The sequence below is a fragment of the Paenibacillus sp. P36 genome (genome assembly GCF_045866505.1).
Classification (GTDB): Bacteria; Bacillota; Bacilli; order Paenibacillales; family NBRC-103111; genus Paenibacillus_E; species Paenibacillus_E chondroitinus.
The window spans coordinates 3433119-3458374 of sequence record NZ_AP038372.1; the positions used below are offsets into that span (position 1 = coordinate 3433119).

Below are 25256 nucleotides of genomic sequence, written 5' to 3' on the forward strand. Positions count from 1 at the left end.
TTATTTCGACAAACATTTCAAATTGAACGTGATAGATTATTCGTGTATTTAATCGGTGGAAAGGGTGAGCGCTTTCAATAATGTCAGCAAACTAATCTCTATTCGCACGATCTTGCTGTCCGTTTTTCTACTGCTCATGATTCTTCCACTAGTCGTCATCACATATATTACTTACAAAAAGGAAAATGAATTGTTTCAAAAGCAGGTTAGTCAGTATCTTCTGCAGACCGTTGGGCAAACTCAGCGTGCATTGGATGCCAATCTTTCCGAAATTGATCGGCTCACTTGGACTTTGTTGTATGAACAGTCGCTTGATTTTTTAAACGGCCCCTTAGACTCCTCCTATCCACTGTTCGAAGCCAATCAGAAATTTAAAAATATGGTCTATTCCAACCTGTTTCGTGGCAGGCTTGAGCATATTAGAGCCATCTATTTTATAACAGCTGGACATGAGGTTCTTTCGACAGAAAATTTATTTTACACGTATGAGCAAGTTGATCGCGTCAATATTCAGTTTGTTATGGATCAGATTGAGCGGCAGCCCTTAAAGATGAATTGGTTCAGCGATAAAAGGTCGATCTACCGTCTAAAAGACGGTTTCGAAACACCGGTTCGCGCGTCCGTAACGGCTGCTCGGCGTCTCATTGACAGTAACACAGCTAAGCTTAGGGGTTATTTATTTGTGCAATTCAACGATCGTTTTATAAGCGAGCATTTGCGAAACGTTCAAATTGGTTCAACAGGCTCATTATTAGTCACGGATGCTTCCGGCGATGTGATTTATCAGCAGGACCCTCAGTTGTCTCAAAATAATAAAATAAGCCAAGCCATACAAGATTTGCCTTCTCAAGGCCAAGGGCTGCAGATTGTGGATGGCAAATGGCTGCTCGCCTTCGATACTTCCCAAATTAGCGGATGGAAGATGACGGCGGTCGTCCCCATCAATGAATTAATCGGCCCCAATCAAAAAATATTGCGGTATTTGTTAATGATGTCGGCCATTGGCGCGCTTGTCGCCGTAATTGTCTCGTTTCTGTTGGCTACCGCTATTTCGAAGCCGGTTATTAATCTTGCCAGGTTAATGGCATTTGCTGCGAAAGATAATCTTCATGTAAGGGATACGCAAGGACCCATTCAAGAGATCAGCATCTTGCAATTTAGCTTTAATCGATTGATGGACCGTATTCAAAGGCTGATCCAAGAAAATGAAAAGCAGCAGAAGGAAAAACGCGAGGCGCTTCTTCAAGCGCTGCAAATGCAGATCCATCCTCATTTTTTATATAATACGCTGGATATGATTTATTGGATGGCCAAGAAGCATAAAGCGGAATCCATCAGCAAGCTGGTAACCGCTTTAGGAAGGTTCTTCCGGTTCACCCTTAATGCCGGTCAGGAATGGACAACACTAGGGAAAGAACTTGAGCATGTGGAGAACTATTTGCAAATTCAATCCTTCCGGTATAGAGACAAGCTGTATTATGAAATTGAACTGGAACCCGAAGTTGCTTATGTCAATGTGATGCCGCTTATTTTGCAACCGCTAATTGAAAACGCTTTAGAACATGGGATATCCAAGAGTCAGGATGGCGGAAAAGTCTTGATCAAAGCGTTTCGAAGCGAAGATAACGTGCTGATTGTCATTTCGAATACGGGGAGGCAGGTCGATCTGGAACATGTCCGGCTTTTGCTGCAGAATGCAACTTCAAATAACCATGTGGGACTGCGAAATGTGCAGCAGAGAATTCAGACGGCTTTCGGGACGGAGTATGGCATTGAGGTAGCGGCAGGTGAAGATCAAGGCGCGTTGGTAACGGTTACAATCCCTTATCGATTGGCTGCGTTGCAAGAGGATCAAGAGGGGGCATAGCATTTGAAAATGCTGCATTTCAATCGATTAATGTTGGTTTCGTTCGTTTTACTTCTCGTCTGGGCGTTAAGCAGCTTGCTCTTATTGGATCGGGTGACCGTGGATTCTCCTAAAGCATTAGCGAGCCCCAAAAAGATAAAAGTGTTGATTCGCACCGGTACGGAATCGACGGCGATGCGTCAAATATCGAAGACGTTTGAAGCGGATACGGGGATTCAGGTGGAGTATATCGAATTGGGAAGAGATGTCTATTTCACTTCTGTCGGCACGCAGCTGCTGGCTGGGACAGAGTCATTCGATATTGTCTCGATTCCGAATACATCCATTGCCCAATTTGCGGCCGTGCATGCCATTCTTCCATTAGATTCCTTCATGAATGATAAAAATTTGACGGATATCCAGTCGTTTGATGTCAGCGATTTTTTGGCTACTTACAAATATCAAGACACGACTTATGCATTGCCGACGGATATTAGCACGCACTTTTTGTATTATCGAAGCGACTTAATTCCCCATCCACCGGAAACCTGGGACGAATTATTCGAGTTAGCCCAAACATATACCAGAAGTAAAAACCCCACTTCTCCTACGAGATGGGGGCTTGCGATGCCTGCTGTTGTGCCGGAAGAAAGATCCAAGATCTTCGCATCCCTGTTGTGGTCGTATGGAGGCGACGTGCTGAATGAGGAAGACGGGAACGTCTTGTTGGATCGCGAGGAATCGGTTCAAGCCGGCAAATATATGGAGAAATTGGTTCAGGAGAAAGTGGTCCCGCAGGATTTGCTAAGTTGGGATTTCGCCAGAACACGTGATGCTTTAATCGCAGGTGAGATCGCCATGGCCGCACCATACTGGAATGCAGCTTATCCAATGATCAAGCAAAATAGCGACCCCAATAAAGAGGCTATCAAAATCGCGCTAATTCCAGGCACCAAAGATCAATTTGGCCATATTAAGCGTGTCCCATTTCAGCATGGTTGGACGCTTGCCATTAATGCAAGTTCCAGAAACGCTGTGGATGCCTGGAAATTTCTCGAATATGCAACCGGGAAACGCGGGGGAATGATTTATGCGCAGCAGGGGGGAATCCCGGCAAGACGCTCCATTCTAGGTGACCCGTCTTTTGAAGAGACGAGACCGGATTTTGCCTTGATTTTGAAGAGTATGGATATGGCCAAAATTGAACCTTCAATTAGTTATTACCCGGCGATGGTGGAAATTGAAGAAAGGGCATTGGCCAAAATCATTACATCTTTTGCCAAGCCGGAAATATCTTTTAAAGATGCAGCGAATGAATTACGCCAACTCTCAATGAAAATGAACGGAAATTTGAAATAGGACGGAGGATGACTCGATGACTACGACGACCGTTTGCCGTGCCGTCATTATTGATGACGAAACCTGGATTCGGGAAGGCTTAAGCGAACATATCAATTGGGAAGCGCTCGGAATCGAACTGGTTCAAGTCTTTCAAGACGGACTTGAAGCTATCCGCTATATGGAGGAGCATCCCGTCGACATTCTGTTGTCGGATATTCGCATGCCCAATATGACGGGGCTTGAATTAGTTGCCAGATTGCGCGAATTGGAAAAAGAAAGTCGTTTGTTGTCGAGTACCAAGGTTATTTTCCTCAGCGGGTATGGTGATTTTAAATACGCCCAAGAAGCGCTTCGTTTAGGAGCTGTAGATTATCTGCTTAAACCTTCGGATGTGGAAGAGATCGAGGTGGCTTTGCAGAAAGCAAAGACGCTGTGCGCCAACGAGGCAGCAGCGCCTGATAAACAGGAGCAGAAGGTCGCTGAGGAGCCCAGCTCCTACTTGATTAAGAAAGCGCTTCAAATGATGAGCGCCAGGTTCACAGAGGACCTGCATCTGAATCAGATTGCGGATGAGCTGTTTGTGACTTCGAACTATTTAAGCAGGTTGTTCCGCCAAGAAACGGGCAAATCGTTCAGCGATTATTTATCACAGCTGCGCATTGAGAAAGCCTGCGAGCTTCTTGGCAGCAGCAACCTCAAGATTTATCAGATTGGAGAGTCTGTTGGCTACCCCAATCCCCGTTATTTCAGCGAATGGTTTCAAAAGCAAAAGGGCATGTCGCCTGGGGATTATAGGTCAAAGCATGCTTAACTAACAGGGATTGCGTTTTGTGCAAAAAAACGGAATAAAAGATAGATTTACCTCATTAAAAGAATTTCCCCAATTGAGTAAGATAATTTTGTAAAGCGGTTTCATACAAAAGCGATCTGAAAGGGGAAGTACTGTGAAACGTAAATTATCTTTGATTCTTTCGACTGTAACATTAACGGGTTCGCTTCTTACGGCATGCGGCACCACTACCAACGAGGCGACGAACAGTCCGGCTCCAACTCCGGCTGCGGCCGCAAACACACCTGCCGCATCGGCAGCGCCAGCTACGCCGGCTCCGGCTGCTGGCAAGAAACAAGTGGAAATCTTCAGCTGGTGGACGGGTGCCGGTGAAGAAGCGGGCCTTCAAGGACTTATTAAACTGTTCAAAAATAAATATCCGGACATTGAAGTGATTAATGCGGCTGTTGCCGGCGGTGCCGGAACCAATGCCAAAGCAGTTCTCGCCAGCCGCATGCAAGGCGGAGACCCGCCTTCAGCCTTCCAGGTTCATGGCGGGGCAGAGCTGAATACAGGTTGGGTGGCAGCTGCTAAAGTCAGCCCATTGAACGACCTCTACGACAAGGAAGGTTGGAAGGATAAGTTTCCGAAGGACCTGATTGAGATGGTTAGCAAGGACGGCAACATCTACTCGGTACCGGTTAATATTCACAGGGGGAACGTCATTTTCTATAATAAGAAAATTTTTGACCAGAATGGTTTGAAAGCGCCTACGACATTTGATGAGTTCGTTAAGGTAGCAGATGCATTGAAAGCGAAAGGTATTACGCCTCTGGCACTCGGTGATAAAGAACCGTGGACAGCGACCATGTTGTTCGAAAATGTCTTGCTCGGCGAATTTGGCGCTGACGATTACAAAAAATTGTGGACCGGCGAAATTCCGTTCGACGATGCAAAAGTGAAAAAATCACTCGAAACTTTTAAAAAGATGCTTTCTTATACAAATAAAGATCATGCTGCACGTAACTGGCAGGATGCCGCCCAGTTGGTGGCCAATGGTGAAGCGGCAATGAACAACATGGGAGATTGGGCAAAAGGATATTTCACAACGGATTTGAAACTGAAAGTAAATGAGGATTTTGGATGGGTGGCTTCCCCAAATACGGATGGCAGCTTCATGGTCGTAACGGATACGTTTGCTTTGCCGAAGGATTCCAAAGACCAAGCGACAGCTAAAGAGTTCCTGAAGGTTCTTGGCTCTGTAGAAGGTCAAGATGTGTTTAACCCGTTGAAGGGGTCCATTCCGGCAAGGGTGGATGCGGACGTTTCCAAATACGACATCTATGGCAAAACGACAATCGAAGATTTTAAAAAGAGCAAGCTGACGCCAAGTATGGCTCACGGCTCGGCAGCGCCTGAAGGCTTTACGACACAAGCGAACCAAGCGATTAATATTTTTGTAACGCAAGGTGATGTAGAGCAAGCGGCAAAAGCGCTTAAACAAGCACAAACTGCCAATGGCATGAAGAAATAGGTTTGAAAAATCGTCAGGGCCAGATGTTGGATTTAGGCATCTGGCCCTGTTTTTCTGGAGTGTGAATCGATGAACGCTTTTCGTTGGAAGTCGGAGAAGCTTGTGCCTATCGCCATGCTGATGCCGTCTTTAGTAGCAATCGCCATATTCGTGTATGGTTTTATAGCCTGGACCGGCTACGTATCGCTATCAGAGTGGAATACACTCGTTAAAAACCTGACCTTTGCAGGATTCAGCAATTATGCTTTTTTATTTAATGATTTCCGGTTTCAAGCGGATTTAAGAAATACGGTGATGTTTACGGCTTTATTCATCGCCGGCGGGATGTTTGTTGGCTTATTTCTGGCGGTGATGGTCGATCGGAAGATCCGAGGGGAAGCATTTTTTCGAAATATATTCGTATTTCCGATGGCGCTTTCTTTTGTTGTAACCGGGGTTGTGTGGCAATGGATTTTGAATCCAACGACTGGGGTTAACTTATTGCTGAAGTCGCTTGGGGTTACGAATGTGCCCAGCTGGTTTGTAAGCACGCAAATTATTCCCAAAATTCCAGTAGGCCAGATTGATGTCGGCCTTCCAGTCGCCATTATTGCTGTTGCGATTGCGGCCATCTGGCAAATGTCGGGATTCGCCATGGCGATGTATTTGGCCGGATTAAGGAACATTTCCGAAGAACTCCGGGAAGCGGCACGTGTGGATGGTGCAACGGAATGGCAGGTGCTTCGGAAGGTGATTTTGCCGCAGCTGAAGCCTATTACGATGAGCTTGATCATTATTTTGGCGCATATCTCCCTAAAGATTTTTGACTTGGTCTATGCCATGACAGGACCTGGTGCGATGTTTGTCACGGATGTGCCAGGCGTGTACATGTTTGAAACGACATTCCGCGGAAATCACTATGCCCAAGGAGCAGGAATCGCGATGATTATGCTGCTGCTGGTTTCCTTACTCATCATTCCTTACTTAATTTCCAACTTGCGCAAAGGAGAGGAATAATATGTCGCTGGAGCGCGTGAATCGTACGCTGTTGTATGTGGCGCTGATCGTTTTGGCGATTGTTTATCTGGTTCCGGTGTATGTCATGCTCATCACGAGCGTCAAGGGACTGAACGAAATCACACTCGATAAAATGTGGGCGCTGCCTCAGTATTTTAACTTGAAAGGCTATCAAGAAGCGTTTAAGAAGCTGATTCCCAATTTGACGAACAGCTTTTTGCTTGCCATTCCGGCTACGTTGTTGTCTTCACTGCTTGGATCTTTAAACGGCTACATTTTATCAAAATGGAAGTTTAGAGGATCGAATTTTTTGTTCTCTCTGATGTTATTTGGGATGTTCATTCCCTACCAAAGTATTCTCATCCCTTTAATTCAATTTCTGCAAACTATTAAGCTTTACAATTCGATTCCTGGATTAATTCTCGTTCATGTCGTGTACGGTTTGCCCATTTGCACCCTGATGTTTCGCAACTTTTATGTGGGAATCCCAACGGAAGTGTTGGAGTCGGCCAAAATTGACGGAACCGGATTTTTCGGCATTTATCGGTATATCATGATTCCACTTTCATTAACGGGATTTGTTGTAGTAGGAATTTGGCAATTCACGAGTGTATGGAACGAGTTTCTGTTTGCCGTTACGCTGACCACCCAGAAGCAGCAACCGATCATGGTGGCTCTGCAAAACCTGTCAGGCAGTCAAATCGTACAGTGGAACGTACAGATGGCCGGAGCGATTTTGGCCGCTTTACCTACGCTGCTCGTTTATATTTTCTTGAGCAAGTATTTTATTCGGGGTCTCCTGGCAGGTTCGATTAAAGGATAGAAGGACGCTCAGAAAGGAACGATCTGCATGAAACGTAAAATTTTCGGTATGTACCTGACACTCATGATGTGTATGCTGCTGGTTCCAATCTCCACTTGGGCTTCAGACTCCTTCACTTACACGCTAACAATCAGTAACGATAAACCTGAAGTAGGGAAAGACAAGGAAATTAACGTGACTGTGACAGGAGATAACCTTCAGGATGTATACGCTTATGAAGTGAATTTTGTTTATGACCCCAACCAATTACGATTTAAGGAGGCGAAAAGCGCGCTAGACGGCTTCTCCATTCCTGCTATCGTGAAAAATAATCAAATTCAATTTGCGAGTACCAAAATTGGCAATAAGGCCGGGGAAAGCGGGAAGGTTCCCTTATGCACGCTTACTTTTGAACCGATTGGCAAAGGCCAAGCAGAGGTAGAGCTTACGGACGTGAAGCTGGTCACCAGCAAAATGGTTTCTAGTAAACAAAATGCGGGCACGCAGATTGCTATGGATATAACGAACGATAATACAGCTATGTTTCGTGATATTGCAGGGCACTGGGCGAAAGAGGCGATTGAAAGAGCGGCGAAACTGGGCTTTGTCAACGGTTATGAGGATGGCACTTTTAGGCCGCAAGGACTTATCACACGCGCAGAGTTTGCGACCATGCTAGCTCGTGCCATTCATTTGCCGTTGAACGGCCAAGATCCGCTTACCTTTGCAGACGAGTCTACGATACCGGAATGGGCGAAATCGAGCATCGCTTCAGCCGTAAACGCCGGCATCGTATCAGGGTATGAAGACAACACATTCCGTCCAGACCAAATGATATCCCGAGCCGAAATTACCACGATGATTGTGCGGGCTTCAGGTATCCAGACAGCTGAGCAACCAATATCGACTTTTGCCGATAAAGACCAAATTCCTGCCTGGGCGTACTCTTTCGTAGCAGCTGCAGCAGAAGCCGGGCTGGTTCAAGGCAAGGGAGATCATCTGTTCATGCCGAATGATAATGCGACAAGGGCTGAGGCGGTCACACTCCTTTTATCTTTGCTTGATTATAAGAAATGATAGGCCGCCATTGGTTCCTACATAAAGCCAGAGAGGATATTAGACGATGAGAAAAAGAAAAAGGTATAGGACATACCTTATATATGCGCTTCTCATGCTTTTATCGGCGAACTGGTTTGCTGATCTCTCACTTGCCAAAGCCGACGAAGCCATCCATGCCACCTTGTCCGGTCAGGACAAGGTGCTGGTTGGCGATGCATTTGATTTGACCTATGGATTGAAGGGGGTTACGCAAGCGGTCTACGCTCAGGATCTCACAGTTACTTATGATGCTGAGCAGTTGCGTTTTAATGGTGCGGAAACAGTAAAGGAATTAAAGGATCAGTTCTCGATTGTCGGACTGTCTGACACACCTGGACAAGTTCGAATCATTGCGGTGAGCCATGGGGCGCAGTATGCGATTCGCGAAGATAGCGAATTGTTAACGCTTCATTGGAGTTCTAAGAAGCTTACTCATTCTGCCTCATCCGATGTAACAATTAGCAATCTCGTTGTTTCAAACGGAGACGGCGTGGAAACAAGCGTAAGTGGAGCGACACATACGGTCCAACTTTCTGTAGATAACTCGCTGCCTGGGGATTTGAATGGAGACAACAAATACACGATCGGGGATTTAGCGATTGCGGCAGCTTCCTATGGGAAAACATCGGCTGACTCCGATTGGGCCAAACATGTGAAGGCGGATGTCCATCCCGATGGCAGGATTGATATTGCCGATTTGGCGATCATAGCCAAAGCGATTATGAGTGGTTTGCCGGATGCGCCGAAACCTCCCGAATGGACGGCAGCAAAGCGGCTTGACGTATCCGGCGTGTCTAGTTCAGGCGTGAAGTTATCATGGTCCGGTGCGACCGATCCAGACGGGATAACCGGCTATAGGATTTACCAGGATGGGCAGGCTTTAGCCACTGTGACGGGCAATGTCTATCAATACGCCATTACGTCATTGATGCCGAATACGGCGTATACCTTTAAAGTGGAAGCGGGTAACGCATCCGGGCTTTGGAGTACGAATGGTCCCAGCGTAACTGTCACCACACAGGCAAACCAGCCGCCATCGGCCCAATTAACCGGTCAGGAATCCGTTTATTCCGAAGGTCTATTTACGCTAACTTATGGACTTAAAAGTGTAACTGAGAGCATCTATGCTCAGGATTTCACACTGACTTATGAGGCAGAACACTGGGAATTCCTCGGAGTGAATACGCTTCGTGAAGACATGTCTGCTGTCATCGATTCCGAAACGAACGGACAAATTCATGTCATGCTCCATGCAGGGGAACATCCAATAAAAGAGGACGCTGATTTATTAGTGCTGCGCTGGAAGGCTAAATCCATTTCTCAGCCAGTAACAACAACAATGACGATTCAAGACATCGTTCTGAGCCATACAGATGGTTTAGAAACAACAATTAGCGGTGTATCACACAGCGTTCGCATTACTTTGGTTGATCTAAATAGTGATAACAAAATTTCAGTGGGAGATCTGGCTGTGGTTGCGGCGGCTTACGGACGTACGTCAGAAGATCAGGATTGGGCGAAGTATGAACGAGCTGATCTCAATCAGAACGGTAAGGTGGATATCGACGATCTGGCGATGGTAGCCAAATGGATTTTTCGTTAAAGGCACAAAGTGAGGGGATAGGCGGTAAGCGACCTCACTTTTTGTATTCCTAAATGCCGATGGAATGGAAATGTGATTATTTTATCGGAAGAAAAGATAGATTTACCGCATAGTTAAAGCCAGGCTCTTTCAGTAAGATATGTATGGGGAAGCGCTTACAGGTGTGCTTCGAAAGGAGGCTGCTTGACTCTTAACGATCACGATCGCTTTGAAAACAATAATGGGAGGTTTTCTGGAATGGGTAACCGGAAAGCTAGGAAATTTCTGGCTATGGCAACGAGCTTTACACTTCTGGCAGGATCATTTTATCTGCCTACGAATCAGCGGGCATCCGCTGCTGCTGCAGAAGGTGCTGACTTCTACTCGTCATTCGAGGCAAGTGACCCGATAGTGACTTGGGAAAATAAAGTCGAGTCAGACATCGACGGGAATCCCCTAACTTCGGGGATCGACGGCAATACGCCGTTTGCGGGTATTCCAGGCAGCATTACGAATAAAGTCGTTGAAGTAACCGCAAGAGGAGAGTACACATCTTCAGGTGAAGTCGCCGTCAATTTGATCGATTCAAACACGAATTCAAAATGGCTGGATACGAGCTCGACGAGTTGGGTTAGATTCAAGCTTAGTGAAGCATCCGCAGTCATGAGATATGCCTTGACCTCTGCGAACGATTCAGCCGGAAGAGACCCTAAAAACTGGCAGTTTGAAGGCTCCAATGACGGCAGCACCTGGACGACGCTGGATACGAGAACCAACCAGACCTTTAGCGAACGTTTTCAGACAAAAGTCTATGACTTCGCCAATGAAACACCGTATGTCTATTACCGGTTAAACATTACGGCGAACAGCGGAGATTCTTACATTCAGTTATCCGAGTTCCAACTTTCCAATGGCATTGTTCTCCCTCCTCCTCCGCCAGCAGATATGAAGTCTTATGTCTCGAACGGTCCTTCAGGCCTTTATAATGCCAAATCCAATGCAGGGTGGACCGGTTTAAAAGGGTTTACCTACTCCGGAACTCACCTGGTTGACGGCAGAGCTTATTCCTATAACAAAGTGTATGATACCGATATCGCCGTGACGCCAAGTACCGAACTTTCCTATTACATTGCTCCTGAATTCACGGATAAAGCGCAAATGGATTACTCAAGCACTTACGCAGCGGTAGATCTCGCATTCTCAGACGGCACTTATCTGCATAATCTTGGTGCGCTGGATCAACATGGCGTTAAACTAAATCCTCAAGATCAAGGCAACTCCAAAACACTTTACAACAATCAATGGAACTTCAAAAAATCCAACATCGGGGCCGTTGCAGCCGGAAAAACAATTAAACGCATTCTGGTTGCGTACGATAATCCAGCTGCGAAAACCGGTACAGGATTTAAAGGTACGATCGATGATATCAAAATTGTAGGGAGTCCTGCTCCTGTAAATTACAGCCGGCTCTCCGATTATGCCAACATCCTCAGAGGCACGCAGTCCAATGGAACTTTCTCCAGAGGAAATAATATTCCAGCCGTTGCTGTTCCGCACGGATTTAACTTCTGGATACCGAAAACAAACGCAAGCTCCGACTGGGCTTATTATTACAATCAAAGCAATAACGCGAACAACTTACCAACGATACAAGCGTTCGCATTAAGCCATGAGCCAAGCCCTTGGATGGGGGATCGGCAAACCTTCCATGTGATGCCTTCCGACACGGTGGGAACGCCAAATATTAGCCGTACGACAAGGGCGTTACCTTTCAAGCACGAGAACGAAATCGCGAAGCCGTATTATTATGGCGTAACTTTTGAGAACGGTCTCAAAACGGAGTATACGCCAACCGATCATGCAGCGATGTTCCGATTCACATTTGCCGGAGATTCGTCCAATCTGCTTTTTGACAACCAAAGCAATAGTGGCGGTATTACGCTGGATGCAGCTAACAATGCTATCTCAGGCTACTCTGACCAAAAAAGCGGCCTTTCCACAGGCGCAACGCGCATTTTCATCTATGCGACCTTCGATAAGCCGGTTACGGCAAGCGGCAAGTTGACGGGCAGTGGCGGCGGCGGAACCAATGTGCAGGCCTACTACAAATTCGACACCACGACGAATAAAGTGGTCACGATGAAGATCGCAACTTCCTTGATCAGTTTAGATCAGGCCAAGAAAAACCTGGAGTTGGAAATCAGCCCTGCGGACACTTTTGAAACGATTAAAGAGAAAGCTCAAACACAGTGGGATCAACAAATGGGCATCATTCAGGTAGAAGGTGCCTCAGAAGATCAACTGATTACTTTATACTCCAACATGTACCGTTTATTCTTGTATCCGAACTCCGCTTTTGAGAATGTGGGCACGAATGAAGCGCCGGTCTACAAGCATGCGGATCAAACGCCGATTACGTCATGTTCCACAAGTACGGCAACGACATCATGCGCCAAAATTAACGACGGCAAAATTTATGTTAACAACGGTTTCTGGGATACGTACCGTACGGCATGGCCGGCCTATTCCTTGTTAACGCCGTCTAAGGCTGGCGAATTTATTGATGGTTTCGTTCAGCACTATCGGGATGGCGGTTGGATTTCCAGATGGTCCTCTCCTGGTTACGCCAACTTGATGGTAGGAACAAGTGCGAATGTTGCTTTTGCGGATGCGTATTTGAAAGGTGTTACGAACTTTGATGTTCAAAGCTTCTATCAATCCGCGTTGAAAGACGCTGCCGTCACTCCGCCAAATGCTAATGTAGGCAGAAAAGGGATGGCGACCTCCGTTTTCGACGGCTATACGAATACGGATACAGGTGAAGGCTTGGCATGGGCTGTAGATGGCTACATCAATGATTTCGGTATTGCCAACCTGGCCGATGCGCTCGCTAAGAAAAATGATACCAACGATGCGTATAACGCTCACTACAAAGATGACCAACAATACTACATCAACCGGGCACAAAATTATGTCAACATGTTTAATCCTGATTTAGGATTCTTCAATGGCCGTACAGCCAGCGGTGCTTGGAGATCCTCGACGGCGAATTTCGATCCTAGAAATTGGGGCAACGATTACACGGAAACGAATGCGTGGAACATGGCTTTCCATGCTCCGCAGGATGGCCAAGGATTAGCTAATCTGTATGGCGGCAGAGCGAAGTTGGCTGAGAAACTGGATTCATTCTTCAGCATACCGGAACCTGCTTCCAGCTCCAATGCGGGTTCATACGGCGGGGTCATCCATGAGATGACAGAAGCCAGAGACGTAAGAATGGGACAATACGGACACAGCAATCAACCGTCACACCATATTATCTACATGTATGATTATGCAGGGCAGCCTTGGAAGACACAGGAGAAAGTTCGTGAAGCTTTAGACCGTTTGTACCTTGGAAGCCAAATTGGCCAAGGTTATGCAGGTGACGAGGATAACGGTGAAATGTCAGCTTGGTATATTTTCGGAGCATTAGGCTTCTATCCGCTCAAAATGGGCAGCCCTGAATATGCGGTAGGCGCACCATTGTTCAAAAAAGCGACGATCCAACTTGAAAATGGCAAAAAACTCGTCGTTAATGCACCGAATAACAGCAAAGAGAACAAATACGTGCAAAGCTTGAAAGTGAATGGCGAAGCTTACACGCAAACATCGCTGCCACATGCGGTACTTGCAGCCGGAGCTACGCTGGACTTTGATATGGGGCCTACGCCTTCTACATGGGGAAGCGGCGACAATGACGTGCCGTCATCCATTACTCAAGGTTCTGCCGTTCCTGCTCCATTAAAAGACATGACAGATAAATTGGTTGCTCAAGGGTTTGCCAAAGTAACTGACAGTACGAACAGCTCCACAATCGGCAACCTGTTCGATAACAGCTCGAATACCCGAGTTACGTTAAACAGCGCGAAGCCATGGATACAGTATCAATTCCTCGGCTCGAAAAAGCAGGCGGCCATGTATACACTGACTTCGGGCAATACTGACGGCGATGCGAAAAGCTGGATGCTGAAGGGCTCCAATGACGGTCAGAATTGGACGGTATTGGATCAAAGAACGAATGAAACTTTTGCATGGCGTTCGTATACCCGACCATTTACGATTCAGACTCCGGGTAAATATGAATTCTACCGATTAGAGGTTACAGAAAATTCGGGAACCGCCACTACTTCATTTGCCGAAATTGAGCTCCTCGGCTACCCGACACCTCCTGTAAACGATGAAACAGCGGTAGCTGAAACCGTTAAAGGTCTGGATTTAGGCAATACCAGCGCTGTGACAAAGAAGCTGACTCTACCTACCGGCAACTTTGAATTTGGTACAACGATTACATGGGTAAGCTCTAATCCAGCGATTGTTTCCAACGAAGGTAAAATTATAAAACGTCCTGATTTTGGGCAGCCGGATGAGATCTTAACATTGACTGCAACGGTGAATAAAGGCAGCGTAAGCGCTACGAAGGTTATTACGATCACGGTGCTTGCTCTCAATGAAACGGATCTAAGCTATGAAGCCGGCGTTGATTTCAAAACAGGACTTGAAGCTGGCGATGTCTTGCCGACTTGGGAAAACCGTACCATCGAATCAAAGAACATCGGCGAATTCTGCTGCGGAATCGGCGGTGTTGAAACAAAGGTTGGCACACCAGGACGAAATAACAGTACAAGTGCGATCCTGTATTCCGGTAATGCGACCAATGCTGTAGAGAACTATGCTTATAATCAAATGTTTGATGCTGATTTCGACATTAAACCATCTACAGTGCTTTCTTACTGGATAAATCCGGAAGGCAGCGCAGGAACCGTACTGCCTGGTAATGCTAGAACAACAAGCCAGAATTATGCCGTTGACTTGCTGTTCACCGATGGCACGTATCTGCATAATCTGAGTGCCGTCGATCAAAACGGTGTCGGGCTTAATCCGCTGGCACAAGGAAATGGCGGTAAACTTGTTTCTGATCAATGGAATTTTGTGACATCGAATATCGGAGCGGTGGCTGCCGGGAAAAGGGTAGATAAAATTCTCATTTCCTTTAATGCTACAGGGAAAACCGGATATTCACGTGGATATTTCGATGATATTTCCATTGAACACGGCAAGAGCGAAGCAACGGCGTTCTTAAGCGGCAGCTCCGTCGTTTCGGCCGGTCAAACGTTTAATTTGACGTATGGATTAGGCGGAGTGACGCAAAGCGTGTATGGTCAAGATTTTACGATTACGTATAATTCGGATATTTTTGAATTGCTTTCTGCTAAATCGGCGAAGGAAAAAGATTTCGTGATCGTGGACGAGAAAAAAGCTCCTGGTCAAAGCCGATACCTTGCCGTTCATGTTGGGCCGAGTGCTTCCCAGCCAAACGGTGCCCTGCTGTCGCTTCAGTTCAAAGCGAAGACATCGGAGCTTGGCGCAGCCGGCACAATCGCAGTCTCCCAACTTGTGATTGCTGATGGAGAAGGGAAAGAGACGGAAATGTCAGGCGTTTCGAAAACGATCAGCATTAAAGCGGTGGACAAAACAGCGCTGAACAGCCTGATTACAGAGGCGCAAGCGGTACACGACGCAGCTGTGGAAGGAACCAAATTCGGTCAATATCCGGTAGGTTCCAAAGCAATTCTGCAAGCGGCTATCGATACGGCTAAAGCAGTAACAGCGAACCTGCAAGCTGTACAGGATGAAGTAGACCTGGCAAGAACGCAGCTGAATGCAGCTTTGCAAACGTTCAAAAATGCAATCAACAGTACAGTGGATAAAGCAGCACTTAATGCCTTGATTGCAGAAGCACAATCCACGCATGATGCAGCCGTAGAAGGCACCAAAACCGGCGAATATCCTGCAGGCGCTAAAGCACTTCTGCAAGCGGCCATTAACGCAGCCAGCCAGATCGCTAGTGACGCAGCGGCTACGCAATCTCAAGTAGATCAAGCTGTGACCGAACTGAACTCGGCTCTGCAAGGCTTCCTTGCATCGGTGAATACACGCGTACCAGAGGATATGAATGGTGACGATAAGTTTACCATCGGTGACTTGGCTATTGTGGCTGCTTATTATGGAAAAAATGATCGGGATGCTAATTGGAACCTGTACAAAAAAGCGGATTTGAGTGGCGATGGCCAGATCGATGTCGCTGACCTTGCGATGATTGCAAGTAAAATTTTGAATCAATAACAAGATATCGGGAGGATGGCAGGCGGTAACGTCTTCCTCCCGATTTTTCTCATGGAAAAAAAGTGGAGGTGAACGCGATGAATAGAAAGACCTTCAGGAAATCGTGCAGTCTTTTACTTAGTTTTGTGCTGTTGTGGAGTATGTTGTTCATCTCGCCGGCATTCGAACATTCGGTAGAAGCTGCGGCACCAAGCTTCAATGCAGGGTTTGAAAGCACTGAGGCTGTACAGCCAAACTGGGAAGATGAAACCGAAGCGAGCCTTCATGTGAGCCAAGCGGAATCCAAAATTTCCAGCGAAATGCGCCAATCCGGTAAAAAAGCATTGCTTTATGCGGGGAAAATTTCCGATACAAGTGCAGCCTATGCTTACAATAAAGTGTTCGAAGTGAACATTCCTGTTAAACCCAATACCACTTTATCTTATTGGATTTATCCGCAAAGCCATACAACACTAGGCGGGACTGACTTGAATCATGGGAAAAACAGCACGTATGTCGCTGTAGATCTTGCTTTTGAAGATGGAACTTATCTGCACAGTTACCAAGCTGTTGACCAGCACGGTATTGTCATGAGTCCCGAAGAACAAGGAAAAGGCAATCAATTGGCTGTAGACACATGGAATTTTATTACTTCGACTGTTGGTTCGGCTGCAGCGGGAAAAACGATTAAGCGAATTCTCATTTCTTACGAACAAAGCGGCGGGAACGCTGGGACATACCGAGGATTTATCGATGACATTCAAATTAGAAACTCTGAATTTGATCCGTCGGCCTACGCCAACCCGTTGTTAGGCTCACAGAACAATAAGCTTGATATCGTTGGTTTCGGCGGCAATAGGGGAAATACGTTCCCGGGTGCCGTTGTGCCTTTCGGTATGATTCAATGGAGTCCGGATACCGGTTACAACGACCTTGGTTCTGGTAAATCACCTTTGGGCTCGGGATATGATTACGATCGTAAATCCATTGCTGGATTCAGTTTGACGCATATTGACGGTCCCGGCTGCGATATTGCGCAGAACATTCCCTTTTTACCTGTCGTAGGCAAGATGGGAAAATCCCCGGCAACGCATTTCGAAGACTATGCTTCACCTTTTCAACGCGAAAATGAAATTGCAATCCCGGGCTATTATAGCGTCTTGTTGGATAAATACAACATTAAAACGGAATTTACAGCAACGGAGAGAACAAGTATCGGCAGATTCACCTACCCTGCTTCCACACAGGCGATGATGCTGATTAATACAGGTATTAACGCCACAGGTGTCAGAGATGCCAACATCCAGATTGACAAGGATAGCAGCATGGTGACCGGGTATGTGAATGCCGGCGGATTCTGCGGAACCAAAGGGAGCGGTACATTAGCTGAAAATACGAACAACTACACCGTTTATTTCGCAGCAGAGTTCAGTCAGCCGTTTACAGAGGTCGGTACGTATAAAGGCTCTCAAATTACGAAAGACAGCCAATCTGCACAATCGGAAATCCCGAACAATCGGAAGGTTGGCGGTTATGTCAGGTTTGATACATCTACCCAAAAAGAGGTTTATGTCAAGGTAGCAATCTCCTATACCGATATGGAGCATGCGAAGCTGAATTTGAAAACGGAGAACCCTGGCTGGAACTTCGACTCCGTCAAACAAACGGCGCAGGCCAAATGGAAAACGGCGCTCAGTAAAATTCAAGTCACTGGCGGGACCGAGAAGCATATGCGGATGCTTTACTCCTTTTTGTATCACTCCTTAATCCATCCGAATGTGTTCAGCGATGTGAACGGCGATTATAGAGGCTTTGATCAAAAGATCTATAATACCGGGGGCAAATATACCCATTATTCGACTTTTTCCGGATGGGACGTATATCGCACACAGATGCAGCTCATAGGGCTTCTATTCCCGGAAATAGGCTCAGATATCGCGCAATCCTTCGTTGATGATGCCAAAAGCAGAAGCGGGTTTTTACCGAAATGGAGTATTGCCAATTCCGAAACGAACGTGATGAATGGCGATCCCGCTTCCATTACGATCTCCAACATGTACGCTTTTGGAGCCAGAAACTTTGACTTGCAAGAAGCTTTGAAAGTCATGGACTTTCATGCATCGACACCATCCAGCTTGAATGGGCGCTTTAATTTGGCCGATTATCTGCAGCTGGGTTACATTCCGATTGAGAGAGGCGGCTGGGTAACCGGTTATATCCCGGAATATAACAATGCGGACTTTGCGATTGCTCAATTTGCCAAAGCGCTTGGGGACGAGGGGAAATATAATACGTATTTGACCCGCTCCCAGAGCTGGAGGCTTTCGTTCAAAGATGGCTATATTCAACCGCGACTGGCGAACGGAAATTTCGAGAGCACCTTTGATCCAGCTAGCGAGCATGGTTTCCAGGAAGCAAACTCCGCTCAGTACACATGGGTGCTCCCTTTTGACTACAAGGGATTATTCGAGAAAATGGGCGGTTTGGAGGCAGCAAGAACAAGGCTCGATTTCTTCTTTCAAAAATTGAATGCAGGATCGACGGAGCCGTATTCCTTCTTGGGTAATCAACCGAGTTACGGTATTCCGTGGGCTTACAACTTTGCCGGACAGCCTTGGAAAACCCAAGAAATCGTGCGCAAAGGCATGACCGAGCTGTTCCATGATGGACCTGCCGGTTTGATCGGCAACAATGATTTGGGAGCAGGCTCTGCGTGGTTCGTTTTGGCAGCACTTGGGCTGTACCCGTCGATTCCGGGTATCGGTGGCTTTTCGATGCATGCGCCACTTTTCGAGGAAACGATTATTCAATTAAACGATTGCAAACAAATCAGGATAATCGCCAATCATGCTTCGGAAGAAGCGAAGTATATTCAGGACTTAAAGCTGAATGGCCACAGTTATGACAGTACCTGGCTGCCATACGAGTACTTCAAGGACGGGGCGGTTCTTGATTTTACGCTGGGCACAACGCCTAATACAAGCTGGGCAACGACTCCTCCGGATCCGTTGGCGGCGCCTTCCAAGGGGCAGTTTGCTTCTCAAGTCGCCATTGCCTGCAGCAACTACACGCCAATGCAGGATAGCGCTCAAAAGGCGCCGGACACGAACAATTCGGATGCTGCACAGTCATTAGTTGCCGTCTTGAATACAAAAGAGGCAGCAGCTACCGAAGCTCCGGCTGGATTCAGCAGCGAGGCGAAGCCGTGGAGGCTTGTCCAGTTGCCTAATGTGAACGCCAGGTACAAGGAGGTTACTGGAAGATGATGAGACAGCTCTTAAGTCGTTGGCATGTTCTGATTTGCAGCCTGCTGATGTTCTGCCTGCTTCCGAACCTGACCGTTCAAGCGGCTCCTGGGGATTTGGTCAATGTCGCTCTCGCAAGCAATATGACCGTTAAGTTCAGCAAAGAAAACCAGCCTAATGAAACCGCTGTGAAATTGTTCGATAATAATGCCAACACGAAGTGGCTGGGGGCTCAAACAACGAATGTTTGGGTGCAGGTCCAATTCAATTATGGGGATACCCAAGCCGTTAGTAAATATGCCATGGTGTCGGCCAACGATGCAGCGACAAGGGACCCGAAAAACTGGCGAATCGAAGGTTCGAATGATGGGTTGAGCTGGAACGTGCTGGATGAGCAAAGCAATCAGTCTTTCAGCGCACGTTTTCAAACGAAAGAATATACGATTGCTGCCAACAAAGTGAAGGAGTACGGCTATTACCGGTTGTTCATTATGAATAACAACGGGGAGTCGACGAATACGCAATTAGCGGACTGGAAATTGTATGCAACGGAACTTGATGACAATACTTCTGTAGCGTCAGCAGTCGCAGCACTTGATCTAGGAGATACGACGGCTTTAACGAAAGGAGTCATCCTTCCATCAACGTTCAGGAAAGGCACAACCATCACGTGGGAAAGTTCGAATCCTGGCGTACTCAGCAACACGGGAAAAATCGTAAAACGTCCGGATCTTGGCCAGCCGAATGCACAGCTCACCTTGACAGCAACAGTGAAGAAAGGCTCTGCATCTCAGATCAAACAGTTTGCTGTAACTGTATTGGCGATGCGGGAGGCTGATTACCAATATGAGGCGGGAATTGATTTCGACTCAGGTTTTGAAGCGGAGGATCTCGCTCCTACGGATACGACGGGTCCGGCTAACACGTACAGGATCTTGTCGTTGACGAAAAATATCGGGGAATTTTGCTGCGGGATCGGCGGGATGGAGTCCAAAAAAGGCACCGGAGCGCACAATGGCGCGGGCGCACTCCAATTTTCTGGGAATGCTCTAGATGCTAATCAATCCTACGCTTACAACCAAATCTTTGATACGGAGATTCCGGTTAAGGCTTCGACAACCTTGTCTTACTGGCTGTTTCCTGAGAAAGAGTCGGATGTTCTGTCGACTTTGACAAGAACGACAAGCAAGTACGTGGCGCTTGATATTTTGTTTACGGACGGTACTTACCTGCATGACTTGGGTGCCAAAGATCAGAATGGTGTTGTCCTCCATCCGAATGCGCAAGGAAAAGGGGGATTTGTTCTTGAAGATCAATGGAACTTGATTACGACGAACCTCGGAGAAGTGGCGAATGGAAAAGTCGTCGATAAAATTTTGTTCGCATTCGATTCCAGCGGTACGGTATCAGGCTTCTTTCGCGGCTCCGTCGATGATATCACGATTGATCACAATTCGACGGTTGGAGAAAAGGATACCCTCGCCGTTAATGCCGCGAAAGCAGCACTTAGCTTAGGCGATACATCCGGAGTCTCCCATGATTTGAGTTTGCCTGTAGCAGGCGAACAGCAAACAAGAATCACATGGGAGAGCTCAAATCCGCTGGTCATGAGCGATTCAGGGCATATTGTGACTAGACCCATTCAAGGGGAGCCAAGCGCGGAGTTGAAACTGACAGCTACGATAATCAAGGGTGATTCGATCGCGACGAAGGCTTTTCAACTCAAAGTACTTCCCATGGACGACGCTGAAGCGGTTGATTTGGATAAAGCCGCACTGCAATTGGGAAATACGAGCGCGGTTGCTGACCATTTAACGCTGGTGACAAAAGGTAATTATCGATCGACGATTGCATGGCATTCATCGAATCCTGCTGTGATTGACGATGCCGGGCATGTGTCTCGGCCAGAGGAAGGTCAACCGAATGCGGTAGTGACCTTAACAGCAACAATCACAAGCGGAGGGGTATCGGCAGATAAACCTTTTATCTTGACGGTAGTTGCCCAAGGAGATATGGGAGATCTGGCCGCAGATAAAGCCGAGCTTGAGCTTAACAGCAGCAATACGGTGACCGGTAATGTGTATTTACCGAGTAATGGCCGATTTGGTTCCACGATAAACTGGAATAGCTCTAATCCAGATGCCATTAGTGAAACTGGGCAAGTTCATCGTCCAGGTGTCGGGCAGCCGGATGCGAGTGTTATGCTAACAGCTACGTTGACCAAAGGTGCCGATACCGAAATGAAAACATTTTCCTTAACCGTTAAAGCAATGAGTGCAGACGAGCAAAGTGTGATATCGGCTGCAGCGTCGCTTGATTTGGGAAATACGAGATCCGTCGTGAACAATTTGCTCTTGCCGATCAGCATAAACGGTTCGCCTGAAGTGGTGATTACGTGGTCAAGTTCAGATCCGGGAGTGATCGATTTCCATGGCAACATCGTGCGGCCTTGTTACGGTGATCCGAATGTAACGGCTGTGCTGACGGCCAGGATTAGCAGAGGTACTACAAGCATCACGAAAACCTTTAACATCACGGTTGCTGCGCTTGGTGACGTCGAAGAGCCTTTGAATGACGATGCAACCTTAAGCAGCATCACAATAAATGGGGAGCGGATGTCCGGTTTTGATCCAAACACAGCAGCCTACACCGTGGAACTGCCGGAAGGCGAAGTCCAAGTTCCGACAGTTGCAGCAACAACGGCAGATTCGAATGCAACGTTGGTAGTTACTCAGGCTGACAAACTGCCGGGCCAAGCGACAATTGTAGTTACGGCAGAAGACCGTTCCACACAGAAAACGTATACGATTGATTTTAAAGTAAAAGAAAGTCCTGCCGGAAACATCGCCTATTTATTCGGTGTTGATCAAGTTAGCTCCGGTGCCACTTTCGATCTTACTTATGATTTGCACAGCGTGAGTCAAAATGTCTATGCGCATGACTTGATCTTCGCCTATGACGCGGCAGCTGTGGAGTTTATCTCTGCAAAATCGCGACAAGAGGATGTCTTCTTCGTAAGTACGAAGGAAACACCAGGTCAAGTCCGTGTCCTTGCTGCAAGGATAGCTGCGGACAAAGATCTTCTGGCGACCGGTTTGATTAACCTGCAATGGAAAGCCAGATCTTCTGCGTTGCCTGTATCCACAGCTATCTCACTGTCTAGTATCATTATCTCAGACGGAGATGGAGTCGAGACCAATGTGGCTGGCGTTGTACATCCTATTCTTATCAACAGCGTAAACAAAGCCGGTCTCCATGAACTTATTGCGCAAGCTCAGGCAGCGCATGATGCGGCGGCAGAAGGCACAAGTGTCGGACAATATCCGGTTGGTTCGAAAGCTGTGTTACAAGCCGCTATCGCCCAAGCCAAAGTTGTGGCCGATAACGCGGCAGCAAGCCAAAGCCAAGTGGATCAAGCTTCCGCCGAGTTGAATGCGGCGCTCCAAGCATTCCTGGCATCTATCAACACGCAATCGCCAGGCGACCTGAACGGAGATAACCACTTCAGTATCGGTGATTTGGCTATGATGGCAGCTTACTATGGTAAAAATTCCGATGATCCGAATTGGCTATTGTATAAGAAAGCGGATCTGAACAATGACGGAGTCATTGATATTCGTGACATTGCGATTGTAGCTAAAATGATTCTAGGCTAGAAGGTAGGCCAGAGGTGGTGTCCATTGTGACATCATCTCTTTTTTACATGTCTAAAAATGGAATAGAAGCTGCCCGGTGATCACATCCTAAGCTTAGCTTTATCATGAAAAGGGGGAGCCTAGGTGAAATTAACGTCCGAGCAGCGCATTACCTTGCATGGTTTTAATAATTTGACCAAATCACTAAGTTTTAATATGTATGATATTTGCTTTACAAAAACCAAGGAAGAGCGCGAAGCCTATATTGCTTATATAGACCAGCAGTACAATGCAGACCGATTGACTGCGATCTTGAAGTCCGTTGCCGACATTATCGGCGCTCATGTGCTGAACATTTCCAAGCAGGATTATGATCCGCAGGGATCCAGTGTCACCATGTTGGTGTCCGAGGGTCCGATTGAGAAAGAACCGAATGAATCGTTTGAAGAATCGCCGGGGCCGCTACCGGAAGCCGTTGTTGCACATTTGAACACCAGTCATATCACTGTACATACGTATCCGGAGTATCACCCGGACGAAGGGATCAGCACATTCCGGGCTGACATTGACGTATCCACTTGCGGAGAAATATCGCCGCTGAAGGCGCTGAACTACTTGATCCGCTCTTTCGATACGGACATTATGACAATGGATTACCGGGTAAGAGGTTTCACGCGCGATATCACGGGGCACAAGTTGTTCATTGACCATGAAATCAGCTCCATTCAGAACTATATTCCAAGTGAAATCAAAGACATGTACCAAATGATCGATGTGAACGTATATCAGGAAAATATATTTCATACGAAATGTAAGCTGCGAGAATTTGATTTGAATAATTATTTGTTCGGTTACACCAAGGATTCCCTGAGTAAGGAAGAGCAGCTGGAGATTGAGAAGAGCGTGAAATGGGAGATGGATGAGATTTTTTACGGGAAAAATATGGTCTTTACTTGATCGGAAGAACAAAAACCGCTCACTGGGAGAATATCCCGATATGAGCGGTTCTTTTTTTGACTAGTCCGACTGAACAAGTTTCGACTTTTTATTGCCGATTTTAAACTGGATGAGGATCATGATGGCTACGAGTATCGACATGCCAATAAGTGCAGGAGGAAAACTGCCTGCATAATCATGGATAAAGCCTACAAAAAAAGGACCTAAGGCAGCAAAAATGTAACCGCCGGATTGCGTCATTGCCGATAACGCGCTGGCTTCCTCCGTATTCGATGTTTCATCGATAGGTAGCATTAAAGCCATGGGGAACAGTCCTCCTGCACCGATTCCCAAGAAGATGCAGGTGAGCCAAGGCGTTACGGGGAGCTGGAGCAGAATGAGTCCGATTAACTCCATAGCTGAACAGCCAATCAGCCAGAGCATTCTGCTTTGAAAACGGCTGACGAGAATAGGAATGACCAAGCTGACAGGCATTTGTACGGCAGTAAATAAGGTCAAAATCATGCCTGCCGTTTGTTTCCCATAACCCATTGCCTGCACCATGGGGGCCAGCCAGGCGGTAAGTGAGTAAAAGATGAAAGCCATCAACCCGAAAAAGCATGTCAGCAACCAAGAACGTTTATTAGATAAGGGAAGCTTTAAGCTGTTGCTGTTTGATTTGGGCAAGGTGCCGGGCACGGCAGATTCGAGTGATTTCGGACTTTTCCGTTGCGGTCTCCACCAAAAGCAAAGCGCAAGGAAAGCCAGGACGGACCAAGAAGCGACGGACGCTTGCCAGGAGTGGTTAAAGACATTTTGCAGAGGTACGGAAAAAGCGGACCCAAGGGCGGCGCCAAGAACCATCGCCATGGAATAGACGCCGACGATCGCTGAAGGGTTAGCAAAATTCCCTTTGATAAATCCGGACAACAAAGGCCCAATGATGGCAATTCCGATTCCGGCAAGGAAAGCGGTAATTAGCATCAACCATTCAGAGGTAACAAAGTACCTCGCCGCAGTAGCAAGTCCGATGAGCAATAGACAATAGGCAATCGCTCTTTCAATCCCCCACCGAATGCCTAGTTTCACTGCAGCAGGAGCGAAAAAGCCCATGCAGAGCACAGGCAGGGAGGTCAATAGACTGGCGCTGGAACCGCTCATGCCAAGCGCTTCCTGAATCGTTCCGAGCAAAGGAGAGACTGACGTTATGACAGGACGCAAATTAAGTGAAGCGAGAAAAAGGGCAGTGATCAGAAAAGCAAAGCGCATGATCGGTCATCTCCATGATTCATTCAAGATTTATCAGCTTAGTCTATAATACGAGAGTA

13 protein-coding genes are annotated in these 25256 nt (G+C 47.0%); 12 read left to right on the forward strand and 1 reads right to left on the reverse strand.

Annotation, left to right across the window (positions count from 1 at the left end):
• The first annotated feature begins 64 nt into the window (after window positions 1–64).
• From ACKTT9_RS15300 to speD, 12 genes are all read left to right on the forward strand, one after another.
• The gene (locus ACKTT9_RS15300) at window positions 65–1867 is read left to right on the forward strand and encodes a sensor histidine kinase (protein WP_407872221.1); all 1803 of its coding nucleotides are present in this window, start codon (window positions 65–67) and stop codon (window positions 1865–1867) included.
• 9 nt (window positions 1868–1876) lie between these two features.
• Window positions 1877–3205: an ABC transporter substrate-binding protein gene (locus tag ACKTT9_RS15305; RefSeq protein WP_407873046.1), complete on the forward strand. Its 1329-nt coding sequence runs from the start codon at window positions 1877–1879 to the stop codon at window positions 3203–3205.
• A gap of 16 nt (window positions 3206–3221) precedes the next feature.
• Window positions 3222–3998 carry a response regulator gene (locus ACKTT9_RS15310; RefSeq protein ID WP_407872222.1) on the forward strand — a complete coding sequence of 259 codons (777 nt, stop codon included), beginning with the start codon at window positions 3222–3224 and terminating at the stop codon, window positions 3996–3998.
• 133 nt (window positions 3999–4131) lie between these two features.
• Window positions 4132–5490 (forward strand): ABC transporter substrate-binding protein, encoded by a 1359-nt coding sequence (locus ACKTT9_RS15315; protein ID WP_407872223.1) that lies wholly within the window; start codon window positions 4132–4134, stop codon window positions 5488–5490.
• A 69-nt stretch (window positions 5491–5559) separates the two neighbouring features.
• Window positions 5560–6486, forward strand: a complete 927-nt coding sequence (locus ACKTT9_RS15320; protein ID WP_157324608.1) for a carbohydrate ABC transporter permease — start codon at window positions 5560–5562, stop codon at window positions 6484–6486.
• Between the two features lies 1 nt (window position 6487).
• Window positions 6488–7309 (forward strand): carbohydrate ABC transporter permease, encoded by an 822-nt coding sequence (locus ACKTT9_RS15325; protein ID WP_407872224.1) that lies wholly within the window; start codon window positions 6488–6490, stop codon window positions 7307–7309.
• A 27-nt stretch (window positions 7310–7336) separates the two neighbouring features.
• Window positions 7337–8365, forward strand: coding sequence for an S-layer homology domain-containing protein (locus ACKTT9_RS15330; protein WP_407872225.1), 1029 nt, complete (start codon window positions 7337–7339; stop codon window positions 8363–8365).
• A gap of 46 nt (window positions 8366–8411) precedes the next feature.
• Window positions 8412–9989, forward strand: coding sequence for a cohesin domain-containing protein (locus ACKTT9_RS15335; protein WP_407872226.1), 1578 nt, complete (start codon window positions 8412–8414; stop codon window positions 9987–9989).
• 237 nt (window positions 9990–10226) lie between these two features.
• Window positions 10227–16133 carry a GH92 family glycosyl hydrolase gene (locus tag ACKTT9_RS15340; RefSeq protein WP_407872227.1) on the forward strand — a complete coding sequence of 1969 codons (5907 nt, stop codon included), beginning with the start codon at window positions 10227–10229 and terminating at the stop codon, window positions 16131–16133.
• Between the two features lie 77 nt (window positions 16134–16210).
• Entirely contained in the window at window positions 16211–19378 is a 3168-nt protein-coding gene (locus tag ACKTT9_RS15345; RefSeq protein WP_407872228.1) for a GH92 family glycosyl hydrolase, read from the forward strand.
• Window positions 19375–23013 (forward strand): immunoglobulin-like domain-containing protein, encoded by a 3639-nt coding sequence (locus ACKTT9_RS15350; protein ID WP_407872229.1) that lies wholly within the window; start codon window positions 19375–19377, stop codon window positions 23011–23013. Before ACKTT9_RS15345 ends, ACKTT9_RS15350 begins: the two co-directional genes overlap by 4 nt.
• 123 nt (window positions 23014–23136) lie before the next feature.
• On the forward strand, window positions 23137–23949 hold the full coding sequence (gene speD, locus ACKTT9_RS15355; protein ID WP_127451576.1) for an adenosylmethionine decarboxylase: 813 nt from the start codon (window positions 23137–23139) through the stop codon (window positions 23947–23949).
• A 60-nt stretch (window positions 23950–24009) separates the two neighbouring features.
• Here the strand turns inward: speD and ACKTT9_RS15360 are convergent, their stop codons facing one another.
• Window positions 24010–25197, reverse strand: coding sequence for a CynX/NimT family MFS transporter (locus tag ACKTT9_RS15360; RefSeq protein ID WP_407872230.1), 1188 nt, complete (start codon window positions 25195–25197; stop codon window positions 24010–24012).
• Window positions 25198–25256: the final 59 nt, after the last annotated feature.

Bases quoted from the DNA above. Each gene is read 5' to 3' on its own strand.
- ACKTT9_RS15305 (WP_407873046.1), top strand. From the start codon at position 1,877: ATGCTGCATTTCAATCGATTAATGTTGGTTTCGTTCGTTTTACTTCTC.
- ACKTT9_RS15310 (WP_407872222.1), top strand. From the start codon at position 3,222: ATGACTACGACGACCGTTTGCCGTGCCGTCATTATTGATGACGAAACC.
- ACKTT9_RS15320 (WP_157324608.1), top strand. From the start codon at position 5,560: ATGAACGCTTTTCGTTGGAAGTCGGAGAAGCTTGTGCCTATCGCCATG.
- ACKTT9_RS15325 (WP_407872224.1), top strand. From the start codon at position 6,488: ATGTCGCTGGAGCGCGTGAATCGTACGCTGTTGTATGTGGCGCTGATC.
- ACKTT9_RS15330 (WP_407872225.1), top strand. From the start codon at position 7,337: ATGAAACGTAAAATTTTCGGTATGTACCTGACACTCATGATGTGTATG.
- ACKTT9_RS15335 (WP_407872226.1), top strand. From the start codon at position 8,412: ATGAGAAAAAGAAAAAGGTATAGGACATACCTTATATATGCGCTTCTC.
- ACKTT9_RS15340 (WP_407872227.1), top strand. From the start codon at position 10,227: ATGGGTAACCGGAAAGCTAGGAAATTTCTGGCTATGGCAACGAGCTTT.
- ACKTT9_RS15345 (WP_407872228.1), top strand. From the start codon at position 16,211: ATGAATAGAAAGACCTTCAGGAAATCGTGCAGTCTTTTACTTAGTTTT.
- ACKTT9_RS15350 (WP_407872229.1), top strand. From the start codon at position 19,375: ATGATGAGACAGCTCTTAAGTCGTTGGCATGTTCTGATTTGCAGCCTG.
- ACKTT9_RS15360 (WP_407872230.1), bottom strand. From the start codon at position 25,197: ATGCGCTTTGCTTTTCTGATCACTGCCCTTTTTCTCGCTTCACTTAAT.